15 protein-coding genes and 1 riboswitch are annotated in these 19,406 nt (G+C 31.2%); of the genes, 13 read left to right on the top strand and 2 right to left on the bottom strand.

The genetic code is table 11. From position 1 onward, the window contains the following. Position 1: 1 nt before the first annotated feature. The 10 genes from CLOCEL_RS03225 to lysA all read left to right on the top strand — a co-directional run bounded on the left by CLOCEL_RS03225 (position 2) and on the right by lysA (position 11,893). Positions 2 to 841, top strand: coding sequence for a polysaccharide deacetylase family protein (locus tag CLOCEL_RS03225; protein WP_010074823.1), 840 nt, complete (start codon positions 2 to 4; stop codon positions 839 to 841). 111 nt (positions 842 to 952) lie between these two features. Next, on the top strand, positions 953 to 2,146 hold the full coding sequence (locus CLOCEL_RS03230; protein WP_010074822.1) for a cation diffusion facilitator family transporter: 1,194 nt from the start codon (positions 953 to 955) through the stop codon (positions 2,144 to 2,146). Between the two features lie 154 nt (positions 2,147 to 2,300). Further along, on the top strand, positions 2,301 to 2,624 hold the full coding sequence (locus tag CLOCEL_RS03235) for a hypothetical protein (protein WP_010074821.1): 324 nt from the start codon (positions 2,301 to 2,303) through the stop codon (positions 2,622 to 2,624). A 170-nt stretch (positions 2,625 to 2,794) separates the two neighbouring features. Continuing rightward, positions 2,795 to 4,252 carry an NADP-dependent glyceraldehyde-3-phosphate dehydrogenase gene (locus CLOCEL_RS03240; RefSeq protein ID WP_010074820.1) on the top strand — a complete coding sequence of 486 codons (1,458 nt, stop codon included), beginning with the start codon at positions 2,795 to 2,797 and terminating at the stop codon, positions 4,250 to 4,252. Between the two features lie 201 nt (positions 4,253 to 4,453). Further along, positions 4,454 to 5,125 (top strand): YIP1 family protein, encoded by a 672-nt coding sequence (locus CLOCEL_RS03245; RefSeq protein ID WP_010074819.1) that lies wholly within the window; start codon positions 4,454 to 4,456, stop codon positions 5,123 to 5,125. Between the two features lie 78 nt (positions 5,126 to 5,203). Continuing rightward, the gene (locus tag CLOCEL_RS03250) at positions 5,204 to 6,505 is read left to right on the top strand and encodes a M18 family aminopeptidase (protein ID WP_010074818.1); all 1,302 of its coding nucleotides are present in this window, start codon (positions 5,204 to 5,206) and stop codon (positions 6,503 to 6,505) included. 267 nt (positions 6,506 to 6,772) lie between these two features. After that, the gene (locus CLOCEL_RS03255) at positions 6,773 to 7,333 is read left to right on the top strand and encodes a sigma-70 family RNA polymerase sigma factor (protein ID WP_010074817.1); all 561 of its coding nucleotides are present in this window, start codon (positions 6,773 to 6,775) and stop codon (positions 7,331 to 7,333) included. A 1-nt stretch (position 7,334) separates the two neighbouring features. Next, positions 7,335 to 8,609, top strand: coding sequence for a DUF4179 domain-containing protein (locus CLOCEL_RS03260; RefSeq protein WP_010074816.1), 1,275 nt, complete (start codon positions 7,335 to 7,337; stop codon positions 8,607 to 8,609). A gap of 303 nt (positions 8,610 to 8,912) precedes the next feature. Beyond that, positions 8,913 to 9,088, top strand: a riboswitch (Lysine riboswitch). 215 nt (positions 9,089 to 9,303) lie between these two features. After that, entirely contained in the window at positions 9,304 to 10,497 is a 1,194-nt protein-coding gene (locus CLOCEL_RS03265) for an aspartate kinase (RefSeq protein WP_010074815.1), read from the top strand. Positions 10,498 to 10,600: 103 nt separating this feature from the next. After that, on the top strand, positions 10,601 to 11,893 hold the full coding sequence (gene lysA / locus CLOCEL_RS03270; protein WP_010074814.1) for a diaminopimelate decarboxylase: 1,293 nt from the start codon (positions 10,601 to 10,603) through the stop codon (positions 11,891 to 11,893). Positions 11,894 to 11,943: 50 nt separating this feature from the next. Here the strand turns inward: lysA and CLOCEL_RS03275 are convergent, their stop codons facing one another. Beyond that, positions 11,944 to 12,834, bottom strand: a complete 891-nt coding sequence (locus tag CLOCEL_RS03275; protein WP_010074813.1) for a helix-turn-helix domain-containing protein — start codon at positions 12,832 to 12,834, stop codon at positions 11,944 to 11,946. A gap of 153 nt (positions 12,835 to 12,987) precedes the next feature. Between CLOCEL_RS03275 and CLOCEL_RS03280 the strand changes: the two genes are divergently transcribed. The 3 genes from CLOCEL_RS03280 to CLOCEL_RS03290 are packed head-to-tail and all read left to right on the top strand — an operon-like array spanning position 12,988 to position 15,465. Further along, positions 12,988 to 13,638, top strand: a complete 651-nt coding sequence (locus CLOCEL_RS03280) for a cobalamin B12-binding domain-containing protein (RefSeq protein ID WP_010074812.1) — start codon at positions 12,988 to 12,990, stop codon at positions 13,636 to 13,638. Beyond that, entirely contained in the window at positions 13,635 to 14,792 is a 1,158-nt protein-coding gene (locus CLOCEL_RS03285; RefSeq protein ID WP_010074811.1) for an ABC transporter permease, read from the top strand. Before CLOCEL_RS03280 ends, CLOCEL_RS03285 begins: the two co-directional genes overlap by 4 nt. Then, positions 14,785 to 15,465: an ABC transporter ATP-binding protein gene (locus CLOCEL_RS03290; RefSeq protein ID WP_010074810.1), complete on the top strand. Its 681-nt coding sequence runs from the start codon at positions 14,785 to 14,787 to the stop codon at positions 15,463 to 15,465. Before CLOCEL_RS03285 ends, CLOCEL_RS03290 begins: the two co-directional genes overlap by 8 nt. A gap of 164 nt (positions 15,466 to 15,629) precedes the next feature. On the opposite strand, the gene CLOCEL_RS03295 is transcribed toward CLOCEL_RS03290, so the two are convergent. Then, positions 15,630 to 19,319: a fibronectin type III domain-containing protein gene (locus CLOCEL_RS03295; protein WP_242655207.1), complete on the bottom strand. Its 3,690-nt coding sequence runs from the start codon at positions 19,317 to 19,319 to the stop codon at positions 15,630 to 15,632. Between the last annotated feature and the right edge of the window lie 87 nt (positions 19,320 to 19,406).

The following is a 19,406-nucleotide window of genomic DNA, read 5'->3' on the forward strand; positions in this document are numbered from 1 at the left end:
TATGAAGAGAATTATAGCTGTAGTCCTACTAGTTATAGTGATATTAGGGGCTGTAAGTTACGTGCTTTTTCACAAAGTTGGAGTTGGACTATTAGTCTTAGAAGGCAATAAAGAAAGTAAAACTATTATTAACATTAAGAATGACAGAGTTCCTGTTGAAGTTAAAGAAAGTAAAAGTATAGCAGTAACATCAATTCCTGTTTTAATGTATCATTCAATTGCTACACAAGCAGGTAATCAATTAAGAGTTCCAGTAGAGAATTTTAAAGAACAGATGGATTATTTAAAGAATAATGGATACGAAACTTTAACACCTGAAGAATATTATAGTGCTATGACTACAGGAAAAGCAAAGTATGAGAAACCAATCCTTGTAACTTTTGATGACGGTTATGATGATAATTATAGTGCTGCATTCCCGATACTTAAGCAGAACAATCAAAAGGCAGTGATATTTATGATAATAAGTTACATAGATAAAGCTGGATTTTTAAATGCTGCCCAGATAAAAGAAATGTCTGAAAAGGGTGTATATTTTCAGAGCCATACAGTGAACCATGTAGAATTGAATGGTATTAGTTATGAAGAACAAGTAAAAGAAATGAAAGATTCTAAAAATGCATTGGATTCTATGTTAAAACAAAATACAAAATTTTTATGTTATCCAGTAGGAAGATATAACGATGACACTTTAAAAGCTCTTAAAGATACAGGATATACCATGGCGTTTACTACTAAACCAGGATTAAGTTCTAAGGAACAAGGATTAGAACAACTTTTAAGAGTTAGAATTAATGCATCTACAACAATAGACGAGTTTAAAAAGTTAATAGAACAATAGAAGATATATGTTTCGGCAATACAGTGAAAGCTAACTAATAAGTATGTATTGGTATATCCAGCTCATAATTTATTAGTTATTTATTTGTATTATGAAATAAGGAGTGGTAGTTTGATATCAAATTTTTTAATAAGAACCTTTATAAAGGATAAAGACAATGTTTCTAATAACAAGGTTAGAGAACAGTATGGTTACTTGGGTGGTGTTGTTGGAGTAATTGTAAATATAATATTATTCGTGATTAAGTTTATCGTAGGTATCATTAGTGGAAGTATAGCTGTTACTGCAGATGCTTTTAATAATCTATCAGATGTAATGTCATCAACTATAACAATTGTAGGTTTTAAATTAGCTAATAAGCCTGCTGATGAGGAGCATCCTTTTGGACATGGAAGAATAGAATACTTATCAGCGTTAGCCGTTGGCTGTTTAGTTCTTATGGTAGCCTTTAGTTTTGTAAAGACTTCAGTAGGAAGAATAATAAAACCTGAGCCTGTTATTTTTGAAATTATTCCATTCGCATTGATTATAATATCCATAGCTTTAAAGTTTTGGCTTAGCAGATTTAATAAAAATTTAGGGGATACTATAGATTCATCGGCACTAAAAGCAGCCTCTGTAGATGCTATAAGTGATGTAGTTTCTTCTACGGTAGTAGCAATATCTCTAGTTATATCAAGTAAAGTGTCTTTTCCTGTTGATGGAATACTGGGAGTAATTGTTTCTCTATTTATATTGTATTCTGGAATTAATATATTAAAAGAAACTGTAAATCCGCTACTTGGTTCTATTCCTAATGGTGAATTAGTAAAAAAAATAGAAGCAGAGGTTTTAAGCTATCCAAGTATATCTGGAGTTCACGATCTTATAATACATAGCTATGGTCCTAACAAATACATGGCATCTATTCATGCAGAGGTACCTTCTAGCATATCTATAATAGAGATACATGAAATCATAGATAAAGCTGAAAAAGAAATTTCAGAAAAATTAAATGTACTTTTAGTAATTCACATGGATCCTATAAACGATGATGATGATGAGACAAACCTTATTAGAGGTCAAATAAAAGAGATAATAAAAGAGTTTAATGATATAATATCTTTTCATGATCTCCGAGTGGTCAATTGTGGAGAAGAAAGAAATGTTATTTTTGACGTTGTGATTACGCATAATATAAAAAGAAGAAATGAGCAAAAAGACGTACTAGTTTCAAACTTAATTGCTGCTATTAAAGCTGAGTATCCTAATTACAATCCAGTAATTGCAGTTGATATAGATTATGGAACTGAAAGAAATAGTTAAAACTATTAAAAATTCAAATAATTCTAAAAATTCAAGATAATCATCAATAAATGAGCATGGCACGGAAATATACAACGTTTTCAGAGTTTACTATATTATAGATAGTGGTATAATTAAATCATACAATCATTGTTATGGAAGGGGATATGTACCAATGAAAAGGACACCAATTTTAGAACCTAAATGTATAGGATTAGCGAGCTATGGAAAAAAGCCTTCAGTCGAATTAGATGATGATACTATTTTCTTCCCTTGCGCAAATCATATTTTACAACTTACTATAGATGAAGAAAATTATTTTCTTAGGTCAAGTAGTGCTAAAATAAGTGAAATCTATGAACAGTATAAAGATAAGATAAATTCAGCTGACAACTGTGAACTGTTCTATGATACGCCTTTTCATGATGTGACTTATGAATATAACAAAGCAGATGGGAAATGGTATTTAGTAGATCAAGGCATAGGTTACGAAAATTAAATAAAAACGGCACAAAAAAGTTCCAAGGCACAGGGACTTTTTTATTTTTTGAAATTTTTTAGGTATTAAATTTATTTACTTGAATAAACTATACTTTAAAGGTATAATAAAATCATAGGTGATAATTATTATCAGTTGATATAGCTTATTTAAAAGTAAGGGGTGTTGAAATGTTTAAAAATCTTTGTAATGAGGAAAAAATATATAAGAATTTATATAATGGAGAATGGGTTGAGAGTTCAACTAATAAACTTATTGAAGTGAAATCTCCAGTTGATGGACAATTAATAGGAAAAATTCAAGCTGTAAGCAAAGAAGAAGTTGATAAAGCTATAGCAAATACAAAAGAAGCAGGAAAAGCATGGGCTAAAACACCTATGTATGAAAGAACAAAAATTTTAAATAAGGTTGCAGAGTTACTAGATGCTAGGTGTGAGGAGATTGCAGATATATTAGTAGCTGAAATTGGTAAGGATAAGAGGTCTTCTGTTTCTGAAGTAAAACGTACTGCTGATTATATAAGATTTACTGCAAATTTAGGTGAGAGTTTAGAAGGCGAATCTCTCTCAGGAGACAGATTTCCTGGTGGCAGTAAGAAAAAGTTATGTTTAGTTGAGAGAGTACCTTTAGGAACTGTACTTGCTATTGCGCCATTTAACTATCCAGTAAACTTAGCAGCTTCAAAAATAGCACCAGCATTAATAGGTGGAAATACTGTTCTTTTAAAGCCACCAAGTCAAGGAGCGATTAGTGGATTATACCTAGCAGCAGTGTTTAATGAAGCAGGACTTCCAAAAGGTGTTTTAAACACTATTACAGGAAAGGGCTCTGAAATTGGAGATTATGTTGTAACTCACCCAGGAATTGATTTTATAAACTTCACAGGAAGTAGTGATGTAGGACAGCATATTACTGAGATTTCATCTAAAACACCATTGATGTTAGAATTGGGTGGAAAAGATGCAGCGATAGTTTTAGAGGATGCTGATTTAGAAAATGTAGCAGAGGATATAGTTTTAGGAGCATATAGTTATTCTGGTCAAAGATGTACTGCTGTTAAGAGAATACTAGCTACAAATGAAGTTGCAGATAAATTAGTTCCAATGTTAAAAGAAAAAATAGAAGCGCTTAAGGTTGGAAATCCAAATGAAGATGTGACTATAGTGCCACTTATAGATGATAAATCTGCAGACTTTGTTCAAGGCTTAATTGATGATGCTATGGAAAAAGGAGCTACTCTAGTAACAGGTAATAAAAGAGAAAAGAATTTGATTTATCCAACTCTTTTCGATAATGTTACAGTAGATATGAGGATTGCCTGGGAAGAACCTTTTGGACCTGTACTCCCAATAATAAGAGTTAAGGATGTAGATGAAGCCATAGATATAGCTAATAGATCAGAATATGGACTTCAATCCTCTGTATTTACTAAGGATATAAACAAGGCATTTTATATTGCAAAGCAATTAGAGGTTGGAGTTGTTCAAATTAACAATAAACCAGAAAGAGGACCAGATCATTTCCCATTCTTAGGTGTAAAAGCTTCTGGTATGGGAACTCAAGGTATAGGATATAGCATAGAAGCAATGACAAGACATAAGGTTATTGTTATGAATTTAGATATTTAAATTTTAAGGGAAGTCCAAAATGAAGTATACTTCTAAAAGTTAGATTTATCTAATCTTTAGGGATTACTTCAAGACAGGACTTCCCTTATTTAGTTTAAAAAATATTTGAAATAGAAGAGGATTTTCTGTATAATTTACCAATAAAGTTATAATTATTTTAAGCTTAGAAAGGCTTATAAGATATAAACTAAGGGGGATATTATGAATAACGAACTATATGAAGAGAAAGTAAGTACAGAAGGGAACTTTAAAAATTTTTTCTCTAAGCCAAGTATCTTTTTTGAAAACAATAAACAAAAAAGCCCATGGTTAATTGTTTTTTTACTAATTATAATTTCAACTGCAATATATAAAGGTGAATCAATTTCTGGTAAAGCAGAGCTTATAGCTAATTTAGTAACGGATAATTTCTTAAAGGGTGGACAAGGTGTTGATACAACCATTTCTGTAGTTTCTAAGATTGGTGCTGTAGTTGCAGGTATATCAGCAGCTATTGAAAGTTTAACAACTGTTCTAATTGCATCTTTAGTGATATTTTTATGTGTTAGGTTTATGTTAAAAGGTAATATATCCTTTAAACAGGTTTTATCAATATATTGTTTTGCCAATATTCCTAATATTATTTTCATCAATATTATAAAGATAGCAAAAAACTTTATTGATAATAAGGCGATATCTACCGCAATAAAAGTAATCTTTGCCACGCCAATTAATCCACTGACAATTTGGTCAGTTGTGTTACTTATAATTGGTATATCTGTGGTAGCTAAGGTTTCCATTAAGAAAACTACTGTTTTACTTGTTGGCTTAAAAATAATAACTCTTTGGAGCGCTATAGTTACAATAGGAAAGTATATAATTCAATTTAGTTAGGCGGCAATAAAAATTTCTATTGACGATAAAATTTAAAAGGGCTATTCTTAAAGAAATATTAGACTTAAGAGGTGGAACATGGACGATTCAAAAATATTAGCAGAAGCTTTGGTGAATTTTCTATACGACGGACCAACGATGTTTCAAGTTGTTCAAAATACAAAAGAAATTTTAGATAAGGAAGGCTTTGAAGAGTTAAAGGCTCAAGATAAATGGAAGCTAAAAAAAGGAGCAAAGTATTATATAACAAAGAATAATTCAGCTCTTATAGCTTTTAGAGTAGGAGAAGAGAATCCTCAAGAAGCTGGATTTAAGATAATAGGTGCACATACAGATTCACCGGCCTTCAAGATAAAACCAAGTCCGGAAATAGTAAGCGAAGGAAGTTACGTAAAACTGAATACAGAGGTTTATGGTGGACCAATACTAAATACTTGGCTTGATAGACCATTATCAGTGGCAGGAAGAGTTACTTTAAAAAGTGATAACCCATTAGAGCCAAAGGATATCCTTATAAATATTAAGAGACCGATTTTAGTTATCCCAAACTTAGCTATTCACATGAACAGAACAGTTAATGATGGTGTTAAACTTAATAAACAAACGGATGTATTACCAATAATCTCTTTAATCAATGAAGGGTTTGAAAGAGAAAATTATCTTTTAAAGATTATAGCTAAGGAAGCAAAGGTAGAAATCGAAGATATATTAGATTTTGATTTATATACATATGAGTTTGATAAAGGAATGATTATTGGAGAAAATGAAGAGTTAATTTCTTCTTCAAGAATAGATGATGTATCAATGGTTTATGGTGGAATAAAGGCTCTTTGTGCAGCTAATCCAGCTAAAGCTACTAATGTTATGGCTTGCTTTGATAACGAAGAGGTAGGAAGTTCAACAAAGCAAGGGGCAGATTCTCAGTTATTAGCAAACCTACTAGAACGTATTGTATTAGCTTTTAATGGAGATAGAGAAGACTATTTTAGAGCACTTTCTAAATCCTTTATGATTTCCGCTGATGGTGCTCATGCAGTACATCCAAATAAAAGCGAGAAGGCTGATCCGATTAATAGACCTCAGATAAATAAAGGACCTGTTATCAAGTACTCTGCAAATCAAAAATATGCTTCAGATTCAAATTCTGCAGCAGTATTTAAAATGATTTGTGACAAAGTTCAGGTTCCATATCAAGCCTTTGTTAATCGTTCTGATGAGCAAGGTGGTTCTACAATAGGACCAATATCCTCAACACACTTAGATATTCCAGCAGTGGATTTTGGTGTGCCAATGCTTGCCATGCACTCAGTTAGAGAACTTGCTGGTGTGATGGATTTTTATTATTCCGTTAAGGTTTTTGAGGAGTTCTATAATCTTTAAAATGTAAATATTATAAGATATATTGCTATTCTATTTCTTTTGAGCATGTATACGAAAAATAAAGATATACAGAATTCATGAGATGGCTTTTTAAGAAGCATAAGTTAATCTAACATATAGAAAAAAGGTTTGTTATCCTAGTTATTGGGGAACAACCCTTTTTATTTTTGCTTATATAGAAGAAATTGAAAAAATATAAGTTTTACAAGTAATTCTGAGACATGTAATAATTTCTATACGTATCTATAAGTGAAAGGACGGTGCAAAATGAAAATAAATGAAGAGAATTTTGTTAAGGAACTGAAAAATAAAAATTCAAAAGCCCTTGATTACTTAGTAGATAAGTATAGCAATTTGATTTTTAAAGTTGTAATATCAGTTCTTGGTAATGATAAAAGAGAAGAAAGTATGGAATGTGTAAATGATGTGTTGCTTAAGGTTTGGGAAAAAATACATTATCACGATGAAAGCAAAAGTAAGTTCTCCTCGTGGCTTATAGCTGTAAGCAAATATAATGCAATAGATTATAAAAGAAAACTTTGTAAAATGGATAATCAATGTCATATAGATGATTTAATGTTAGCCGATGAAAGAGTGTTAGAGGAACAAATTTTACATAGTGAAAGCAAAGAGGAAATTCTTAAGGTTATAAATGGGCTGGATAGTCCAGATAAAGATATTTTTATAAGAAAATATTTTATGGGTGAATCTTTAAATGAGATAGGTGAGAAGCTAAATCTTTCTAGGTCAGCAGTTAATAACAGGCTTTTTAGAGGAAGAAAGCTTTTAAAGGAAAATTTAGCTTTGATGAAAGGGGAGGTAGTTTAATATGTCGGACAAACTTTATGAGGAATTTAATAATATTTCTTTTGATGAAGCAGAATTTGATTTAATAGAAGATGCTTTAACAGATGTGGAAATGAAAACTCTTAAAAACAATCTAAAGAAAAGAATTTATAAAAAGAAAAGACGGCATATTAAAACTGCTGCTTCAATTGTGATAACGGCTATTGTAGGGGTAACTTTAATAACACCAACTTTTGCTGAGGCTGTAGGACAATATATCCCTGCTATGGAGGCTGTTTATGAAAAGTTAGGTTATTATCAAGAATATAAGGAATTTTCACAGTACATAGGTGAGAGTAAGGAAGATGAAGGATATACCTTTACAATAGATAGACTTGTAGCTGACAGTGATACAGTTTTAATTGGAGTGAAAGTCAGTAAGCCAGGACTTAATGCAGTAAAAAAGGACATTCGTAAGAAATCTGATTTTATGATGACTGCTGACCTTATAGGTGGGAAGGAAGGTACAATTATGAGTGGTGGAATATTTGAGGAAGTGCTAGATGAAAATACTTCTATTGTAATGGTAGAATGTGATACAGCCCCAGGAAAAGAATTACCTAAGAGGTTTGCTATGATGGTGAATATTCACAATATGTTTGAAAGTAGTTTAAATGTGAATTTTGATTTACCTGTGTCGCGAGAAAAGATACAAAAGGAAACTATAATTAAAAAGAACTTAGGAGAAAGCAATATCGGAGATGGGTTTAAAATTAATTTGAAAGAATTGAAGGTTAGTCCTATAAATACTAGTATAAAATACTCTTATGAAGGAGAATCGACTCAAGAAAAATGGATTAACTTTTATGCTTATGATGACAAGGGGAGAATATACGATTATTCAAGTGGCAGAGCAGATGATAGTGGGTATAGAATAAATGTTTTAGAAAAAATTAATAAAGAAGCTAAGAAACTTTATATCATTCCATATATGCAAATTATCAATGAAGGGGAATTTGATAATGAAAAATACGAGGATTTAGATTTCAATAATACGTTTTTCAAAATAGATACAATAAGAGAATTTGACTTCAAAGATGAAGGAATAGTTAATTTGTATAAGATAGAAAAAAATTCGAAGAGTATTAAGTTTTACTATAATATTATAAAGGGAGAAGGTGAACTAGATAAAGGATATAGAATATGGCTATTCGAAAATAATGGGGATAGGATAGAGGATAAAAAAGTTGTAGCTATGAAAAATGCAAAAATATATAAACTATTTACAAGTGAGGATAATAGCTATTGCCTTGAATAGGACAATATAGATACTAATAAGAATTATGTATATTCAGTTCAAAATATATTACCTTTCAAATATATTGAAGGAAATCAAATAGAAGTAGATTTGAAATAGCTTATTTTTCCGTGAGATTTAATAGTTTTAAGTTGTTATAAGCGCAGTATATGTTAGTCTTAGAGATAACTGAATCTTATAATATATATGTAACAAATGAAATTATAAGGTTTAGTTTAAATTGATATCTAATTAAGTAAAGTATATAAGTATTGTATTATAGATATTAACATGATAGAATAATAAAAAATCGAATATTTCAAGACCTAGGGTAGAGGTGCGGTGTCTATCAGTAGCTGTTATTAGTCGGCAGACGTTTTAGCAACAGTGAAAGGATTCATCGCCGAAGGAAACAAGCTTTTGCAGAAGCCTTTCCTGGCAGTGCACATAAGATGTGTAATGTTGTCACTTTTATTTAAAAGTGGAGAGCTACAAGGTTCACGAAGGTTTCAATATAAAATTTATATTGTAGCTAAGGTGTGCCTTGGCTACAATTTTTTTATATACTTTTATAAAATTCAGCATAAAATGAATATTGTATAAAAATTGAGCAAATAGCAGTTGGGAATTAAATATGAGACTTTTTCAAAATAGAAATAGATAGTAATAAAAATTAAAAGATTCCTATTATTATTTATGTTGAAGAGGTGAAGAAATGGCAATTGTAGTACAGAAATATGGAGGTAGTTCCGTAGCTACTGCTGAAAAAATTAAAAAGATAGCAGATACATTGATAAAAAGAAAAAGCAAAGGAGATAAACTAGTAGTTGTAGTTTCTGCTATGGGAGATACTACGGATGATTTAATTAATCTTGCAAAAGAGATTTCTCCAAATCCTGATAAAAGAGAATTAGATGCACTTTTATCTACTGGAGAAATGATGAGTTCAGCTTTACTTGCAATGGCTTTAAAGGAAAAGGGTGTTGATGCTGTTAGTTATACTGCATACCAAATAGGTTTAGAGACTACAGGTAATTACGGAAAATCTTTAATAAAAGATATTAATGATAAAAAAATAAAAGAAGCTTTGAATAAAGATAAGATAGTTATAGTTGCAGGTTTCCAAGGAGTAAATGAAGAGGGAAACATAACAACTTTAGGAAGAGGTGGCTCAGATACTACTGCCGTTGCTATAGCGGTTAAACTTAATGGTATTTCTGAGATATATACAGATGTTGATGGAATTTATAACTGTGATCCAAGAAAGTATGTAAAAGCAAAAAAGATACCACAAATAGATTATGAGGAAATTCTAGAATTAGCTAGCTTGGGGGCTCAAGTTATGCATTCAAGAAGTATAGAGTTGGCACAGAAGTATAATATTCCAATTTATGTGGGCTTAGCAAACGGTGAAATGAATGGAACACTGATTACGGAGGTTGTTAATATGGAGACTAAACCAATAACAGGAATAGCTACTAGTGATGAGGATGTAGCCATAACATTAGAAGGATTAGATGCAAAAATGAATATAATATCAAGGCTTTTTGGAACAATTGCAGAAAGAAAGATTTCTATAGATATGATAAGTCAAAGTGCACCAGTAAATGGTATGGTGACGGTATCCTTTACTATACCAAAGGATGACCTAAATGAGTGCATGGATATATTAAAGAAGGCTATTGATGCAAAACACATTTTTATAGATACAGATATAACTAAGTTATCAATGGTTGGTATAGGGATGAAGAATACTTCAGGAGTCGCGGCAAAGGTATTTCAAATTTTCGCAGAAGAAAATATTTCTGTTAAGATGATAACAACATCAGAAATCAGAATTACTTGTGCGATATATCAAGCTGATAAAGAAAGAGCTATTAAGCTTATTGTTGAAAAGTTTAATCTGTAATGACACTGATTAAAATAAATGGTAAAATGTTAAAGGGTAAAACAATAATGAAGGTAGAAGATTGTAGATATACAAAGGTTTCACCGTGAAAGGGGCTAAAAATATGAAATTGTTAGGAACTATGGAGGTTCGTGATAACGAATTATACATTGGTGGTGTCGCTTCAACAGAACTTGTTAAAAATTATGGAACGCCATTATATGTTATAGATGAAAAGCTTGTTAGAAATACTTGCAAAAGCTATTATGATGCTTTTAAGGTTAAAGAGGGAAAAAACAGAGTAGCATACGCTGGAAAAGCTTTTTTACCTATGGAGATGTGTAGAATTATAAATGAAGAAGGACTTTGCCTTGATGTAGTTTCTGGAGGGGAATTATTTACTGCTTATAAAGCTGGTTTTCCATTAGAGAAAGTGTTCTTTCACGGAAACAACAAGTCACATGAAGAGATTAAATTGGGGATAAATCTTGGAGTAGGAACCTTTGTTGTGGATAATTTATACGAGATAGAGCTTATAGATAAATATGCAAAGGAAAAAAATGTGGTCCAAAATATATATTTTAGAATCACTCCAGGTATTGAAGCTCATACTCATGATTATATTCAAACAGGACAAATCGACTCTAAATTTGGATTTACTATAGACAGTGAAGCATTGGATTTTGCTATAAAGACTGCTAAGGAAAAAGAAAATATAAAGCTTATAGGTATTCATGCACATATTGGTTCACAAATCTTTGATATCGAACCTTATGGAGATTTAGTAAGATTGATGTTTACTCTTGCAAAACGTATAAGAGATGAGTTTGATATAGATATAACAGACGTTGACCTAGGTGGTGGAATAGGAGTTTACTATACTGATGAAGACGAGCCAAAGTCAGCTCAGCAGTTCTGTGAGACAATAGTTAATAAAGCTGAAGAAATAGCTAAGGAACTTAGAATGGAGGTTCCTAGATTAGTTATAGAGCCAGGTAGATCAGTAATCGGTAATGCAGGAAGTACATTATATACCATTGGAGCTATCAAATCAGTACTAGATATAAGAAAATATGTTTCTATAGATGGTGGAATGACTGATAATATTAGACCAGCATTATACAACGCTGCTTATGAATGTGCTCTTGCAAACAGAATGAATGACGAAGAAAAAGAAGTAGTAACTGTAGCAGGAAAGTGCTGTGAATCTGGAGATATACTACTAAAAGATGTTGAGATAAATAAAGTGAACAGCGGTGATATCCTAGTGGTTCCAACTACTGGAGCTTACGGATATTCTATGAGCAATAACTATAATAAGACTCCTAAGGCTGCAGTAGTAAGCGTTATGGACGGAAATACAAAGGTTATGTGTAGAAGACAAAGCTATGAAGAATTAATTCAATTAGAAAACTAACACGTGAGAAACAATTAAATATACTTTAGAAAGCCTACTAGGAAATAAACTTAGTAGGCTTTTGTATTATTCAGTATATCCAGTATATCATCAAGCACTAAGCTATAGTAATCTGCCCCTGTTCTCTCACATACTTTATCATAATTTATAAAAGCTGAGCCGCCTATTACTATTTTAGGTGAACTTTTTCCAAAATAATTTTTAATAGCAGATATCATATATATTGCAGAGTCTATATGGTGCTCTAATGTAACAGAAATAGCAATAAACTTAGGATTTTCAATCTCGATTCCCTTAATAAGACTCTGTACTGGAACATTAGAACCTAGATAAATTACATGATAGCCTTCAAGCTCCAGTATATCACTTATCATCCGTAGGCCAATATTATGAAGCTCAGAACCTGGATTTAAAGCTATAATCGATATTGATTTATGATTTCTGTTCTCCTCCCTAAATTTTATTTCTTTCATAACATCAATAGTTACCTCGGATATAAAGTGTTCCTTCCATACATCAATTATTCCCTTTTCCCACAGGATACCAACATTCTTCAAAACCTTATCCAGTATATTAAAAAATATATAATCTATCTTTATACCTTCTTCATGAAGGCTCAATATAAATTTTCTTGCTTTTTTGCTGTCTCCTTTTAAAAGATATTCCAAATAAGTTTCATTAGCGGATTTTAAATCTATAGTCTTGCTTTTAACCTCTTTATTGGAGGGTGATATTTTTTCATTTCTTCCTAAAAGATAGTCTAGTGTAACTTCAAATAAGTCAGCCATCTTATTAAGCTTTTCTGTATCTGGAATTCTTGTTCCTTGCTCATAGTTAGCTACAGTAGTCTGGCCTATGCCAAGTAGACTTGAAAGCTCTTTTTGAGTGTATCCGTTATTCTTTCTAAGGTCTTTTATACGATTTGCGAGACTGTTATTCATAGGTTACTTCCTTTCACTAATATCATTAAATTTATAATATCACGTTTTGTGTACCTTATCAAAATATTTTTAAGATATCCATTGATTTAATTCAAAATGTGATATATAATATAAATAGTTAATTAATAATTATTATCCGAAAGGAGCATTTTTATGAATAAGTTTTATAATGAATTCATGGAACATCTTGAAGCCGAGAATAGAGAAGATTCATTAAGTTTTGTTTTATCTAAGCTTGAAAACGATGAAATAGACATAATTACTCTTTATACTGAAATACTTGCTCCCTCTTTAAATAATATGAAACCAGCAGAAAATGACATGACCTTTATTTGGAGAGAGCATATACGAAGCTCTATCATAAGAACTATTATTGAAAATTGCTATACTTATGTAATTAAAGAAAGAGATGAAAAATATAAATTTGAAATTGATAAAAAGGTTGCAGTTGTATGCCCTTCTGAAGAATATCATGAAATAGGGGCAAGGATGGTTACTGATTTCTTTACACTATTAGGATATGATTCCACATTTGTAGGTAGCAATACACCAAAAGAAGAATTTGTGCAGGCTTTGAAGATTTTAAACTTTGATTATATAGCATTAAGCATATCCAATCATTATAATCTTGTGGCAGCACGCAAAGCAATCGAAAAGATAAAGGAATCCCACTCTATGGTTAAAATAATTGTCGGAGGAAATGCTTTCAAGAATATGGAAGCTTGTTATAAGGAACTCAAAGCTGATATGTATATTAAGACTTTTGAAGACATAAAGAAACTGGCACAGGAGGATGAAGTATGAGATTAGCACTTAAAATTGCAACACGTTTCTTGAAGTCGAGTAAAGGCCAAACCTCACTTATTGTACTTGGAATTGCTGTTGGTGTATCGGTTCAGATATTTATTGGTTCTTTAATTCAAGGACTTCAGAAAAGTCTTATAAATAAAACCATAGGTAATTCACCTCAGATTACCATATCTTCAAATACAGACGATAAATTTATAAAGAACTATAATGAGATTGTTGATAGAATCAAAACTTCAGAAGATAGAATTACAAATATTTCAGTAGTTTCTGATGCCCCAGCACTTATTAAGAAAGATAAAAAGAACTATTCGGTTTTAATACGAGGAATGAACATAGAAGATTCAGACAAAATCTATAACATTAAGAATAGAATATTTGAAGGCAGAGAGCCAAAGGGTGATTTAGAAGTTATTATAGGTAAGGAACTTCAACAGGAGTTAGGAGCTAAACTTGGCGATGAGCTTCAGATTATAACTAACTCTGGAGAAGTCAATAAATTAACTATAACAGGGTTTTATAATCTTAATGTAGCTTCCTTAAATAAATCATGGATGATTACAACACTAGAAACCTCTCAGAAGATATTTTCACTTGAAGGTAAAATAACTGGCATAGAAATGCAGGTTACAGAAATTTTTAAAGCTGATGAAATTGCTACAAATTTAACCTCTAAGCTTGATGCTGATTTTAAGGTTGATAACTGGAAGGCTCAAAACGCAGAACTGCTTAGTGGACTTAATGGTCAGAGTGTTTCAAGTATAATGATACAAGTTTTTGTTTTAATAGCAGTTGCACTTGCAATAGCTAGTGTTCTTGCCATAACAGTTATTCAAAAGTCAAAGCAAATTGGTATTCTTAAAGCAATGGGCATAAAGGATAAAACCGCAAGTTTGATATTCCTTTTCCAAGGACTTTTACTTGGAGTTATGGGAGCAATCCTTGGAGTGGCACTGGGTCTTTTATTAGGACTAATGTTTACAAAGTTTGCAGTAAACCCTGATGGAACACCAGTTGTAGAACTTTATATTGATTATGGTTTTATAGTTCTTTCTGCAATAATTGCACTTGCATCATCTACTATAGCTGCATTGATTCCTGCAAGACGTTCTTCAAAACTTAATCCAATAGAGGTGATACGAAATGGCTGATATAATTAGTTTGAAAAATATAGATAAAATTTATGGTAGTTCAATTAAAACGCAAGTATTAAATGATATTAATCTATCCTTTAAAGAGGGGAGTTTTAATTCTATAATAGGTTCTTCTGGAAGTGGGAAAAGTACTCTTTTGAATATAATGGGGACCCTAGATAAACCAACCAACGGAGAAGTTCTTATCAATGGAAAAAGAACTGACATCATGAAGAAAAATGAACTTGCAGAACTTAGAAATGAAACTCTAGGATTCATTTTTCAGTTTCATTATCTTCTTCCAGAGTTTACTGCACTAGAGAATGTTCTAATGCCCTATAATATTAAAACTTCTAAAATTTCAAAGGAAACGTTGGAAAGAGCTGAGGAGTTATTAGATCTTGTTGGACTTACAAAGGTTAAAAATAATCTTGCAACTAAAATGTCTGGTGGTCAGCAGCAGAGAACAGCCATAGCAAGAGCCTTAATGAACAACCCAAAAATAATATTGGCAGATGAGCCTACAGGAAATCTTGACTCAGAGTCTACAGAAAATATATATAACTTGATGAGAGATATAAATGAAAGGTTTAAAACAACATTCGTGGTAATAACCCATGATAGACGAATAGCTGAAAAGGCTGATAGAATTGTAGAAATAAAAGATGGTAAAATAGTTATGGATATATAAAATCTTAATTATTATTTTTGTACTACAATAAATTATACTAGAACATAAATTATTTTTATTGAATTTAAAGAATAAGAAACAGATATTATATCTATAGCCTAAAAAAGGTTTTCTGAAATAATATCTGTTTCTTTTTATAAATATCTGATTAATTTTGCAAATTTCTAAGCTTTAATCAAAGCAAGTCTTTGTTGAAATATAGTTCTATTTATATCATCACTAGGCAATTTATCAATATAACTTTGGGCTAAATTCATATCTGCCTGGGATTTGCTTTCTTCTGCTTTAACTATTGCATTTGTTAAATTTATCATATTTTGAACAGAAGAAAGCCTATTTAATAAGTTGGTTTTAGTTGTAGAATTTGCCAAAGAATTTACTAAAGTTATTGCTGTATCTACATCGGCTTGTTGTTTACTTCCCTCTGCTTTAATCACCGTATTTGTCGCGTTAGCTGAATCTATTTTGTACTGAACATTAACTAATCTATTTAGTAAATTAGTTTTCTCTGCACTACTTGGCAATTGAATTACTAAGTTTTGAGCGGCATCTACATCAGCTTGTAATCTAGTTACTTCTGCTTTTGCTACTGTATTCGTTGCGATAATTAAGTTTATCTTATTTTGAACAACTGTTAACCTATTAAGTAAATTAGTTCTACCAGTAGAAGCTGGTAAATTAACTACTAATTCTTTCGCAGCATCTACATCAGATTGAACATTAGTCGCCTCTGCTTTTGATACTGCGTTTGTTGCATTTGCTAAATTAATTGTATTTTGTAGTGATACTAATCTATTTAATAAATCAGTTTTATTTGATGAACTTGGTAATGCATTTACTAAGTTTACTGCTGCATCTAGATTTGCTTGAAGTTTGCTTCCTTCTGCTATATTCACTGCAGTTCTTGCATTAGCTAGATTTACACTGTACTGAACATTGACTAGCCTATTTAATAAATTACTTCTATCTATACTAATTGGTAGAGCAACAGCTAAAGTTTTTGCAGAGTCTAAATCTGCTTGCTGCAAACTTGCTTCTGCTTTTGCTACTGCAATTTGTGCATTACTTAAATTTATATAACCTTGAACAATTGTTAATCTTTTTACCAGATTAAGCTTATCTATAGAGTCTTGTAGCTTACTTACTAATGAGTTAGCTTTATCTACATATAATTGCCCTTTGCTTTCTTCTGCTAGAATTACTGCATTTGTTACACTATTTAAGTCTAGTATATTTTGAATAACTACTAGTCTATTTTTTAATTTAATCTTATCTTCAGAACTTTGCAATTTATTCACTAAAGCAGTTGCTTTATCTACATCCTCTTGAAGCTTGGTTTCCTCAGCTTTTTCTACTGCACCTATTGCATTATCTATAGAAGCTTGCACAACTAATAACCTATCTAATAAATTGGTTTTGTCTGAAGAATCTGGTAAAGCCTCTACTAAGCCTTTTGATCTATCTACATCAGCTTGTAGATTACTTTCCTCAGCTTTAATTACTGCTTTTATTGCATTATCTAAAGTTATTCCATCATTTATTGAGTTCTGAATAGATAATAACCTATTTGATAAAGTAGTTTTGTCTGAAGAATTTGGTAAGACATCCACTAAGTTTTTGGCAATAACTACATCTATTTGCTGTTTACTTTCTTCTGCTTTAATTACCAAATTTGTTGCACTGGTCAAATTTATAGCACTTTGCACAAGTGATAATCTATTTAATAAATTAGCTTTATCTGTTTCGCTTTTTAAACCTTCTACTAGGCTTTGTGCTATTGATACGTCAGACTGTTGTTTAGTTGTCTCTGCCATAATTACTGCATTTATTGCAATAGTTAAATTCGTTGAATTATTTATATTATTTTGAACACTTACTAACCTGTTTAATAAATTGGTCTTATCAGTGGAATCAGGCAAATCATTTACTACGTTAATCGCTATATATATATCTATTTGTTGTTTAGTTGTTTCCGCATTAATCACTAAGTTTGTTGCATTAGCTAAATCTATAGTATTTTGCACAAGCACTAATCTGTTCAATAAGTTAACTTTATCTATTGAGTCTGGTAAAATGTCCACTAGGCTCAGAGCTCTTTCTACATATATTTGTTGTTTAGTTGCTTCCGCCTTAACTACTGCATTTGTTGCATAATTTAAATCTATAGAATTCTGTACGGCTACTAGTCTATTTGATAAGTTTGTTTTATCTGTTGAATCTGGTAAAAGATCCACTAGACTTGTTGCTCTTAGTAGGTCTATCTGCATCTTACTTGTTTCTGCCTTAATTACTGCATTTGTTGTTGCTAATAATTGTTGTTTATATGCAGCTGCTTCTGTAGTCAATGTAGTAAATGTAACAGATGCACTGTTTAAACTTTCTAACCCATTGACGTTGCGAGCCTTAGCTGTGATATTATATGAGGTATTTGGTAATAATCCTATAATAGAAACCTTTTTTTTATCAAGTGAAATCCATGTAGGTTCAGTAGTTAAAGAACCTTTTGATGTGCAATAGCTATTATTTATCTTTATTTGATATAACGTATTTTCAAGGTTACTATCTTGAATATTTATCATGGTAGAAGTATCAGTTGTATCAACTATTTTAACATTTGGAGTTGGCGGCTTGCAGGAAAGATTCATTAAGTGGATGGAATTTTTCCCATTCTTGGAGTAATTGGTTGCTACTATATATGAATCATTTTTTGTTGGGCAAACTGCTGAAAGTTCTTCGTTATTAACGGTAAGTTGTTTTTCAAATTGTTTATCACCGTTTGAATCTACTTTATACAGTGCAATATTAGTAACAGTACCCTGAGGAGTGGTATTTACACCAAAAAAATAACCGCTATCGATGGTGCCTTTAACGGAATTTGCTCTATATGAATTTCCATTTACATATGTCTTATTCCATAATATCTGTCCTGATTTGTCGAGACTTACAAGAATACTATTAGAACCAACTCCTGCAACTGAAAAGCCAGTAGATGTTTCAATTACAGAGGTTTTATAGTTATAGCTTGCTTCGTCTGATAAAGTGATAGTACTGTTCCAGTTTTCATTATATGAAGAGTCTAGCTTTAAAATAAATAAGCCATTATTAAAACCTGAAAGAATATATCCTCCATCAGTGGTTTTGTTTAGAGAAGTTACCGGAAATAATTGTGATAATTGTTTAGAGAATTGAACTGTTCCTTGTGAAGTCAATTTCAAAAGGTTCGTATAAAGAGGTCCACAGTAAAAACCGCCACCTTCTTGACCACAGATTAAAAAACCAGAATCATCTGTTTCGACTATAGCGGTATTTTCTACACAAAGATTATAGCCAACTTCTTGTTGCCATTGTAATTGACCCAAAGAGTTTAATTTAGCAATATACATAGTGTTAGGTATATCAAAGATAATATCATGGATCCATTGTTTTGTAGTTGGATCATAGGTAGCAAATGAAGATTTGGATCTTGATCCAAGTATTAAATAACCGCCATCTTTAGTTTGGATTATTTTATTTCCCCATTCATCATGAGTTTCCAGTCCATAGTTATTAGTCCATTCTATATTTCCAAGGCTATTAAATTTACAAACGAATACATTTGAATATGTACCTGGGGCACCGTTTATAGGGATTGATCCAGTTATCACAAATCCTCCATCAGAAGTAGGATGCATATCAGAAGAAGTATATCCTTCCAATATTGTTTTTTCCCATTGTATAGTAGGTTCTACTGCATAGGTATCATAGCTATGAATAAAAGAAAAAAGTAACCCAAAAAACATTAGTAATAATAAAGTTTTTGGTAGTAAAAGTAATTTTCTATTAAGATTATTTGAGTGAATAACCTTTTTTTGCATTGTTGATAAATTACACAATTAAATCACATCCCCTTAAAATCTATTTATTTACAATTATATTACTATAAGGAATGGATTACAATATAT

Origin of the sequence: Clostridium cellulovorans 743B, from assembly GCF_000145275.1 — a bacterium.
Lineage (GTDB): Bacteria > Bacillota > Clostridia > Clostridiales > Clostridiaceae > Clostridium_K > Clostridium_K cellulovorans.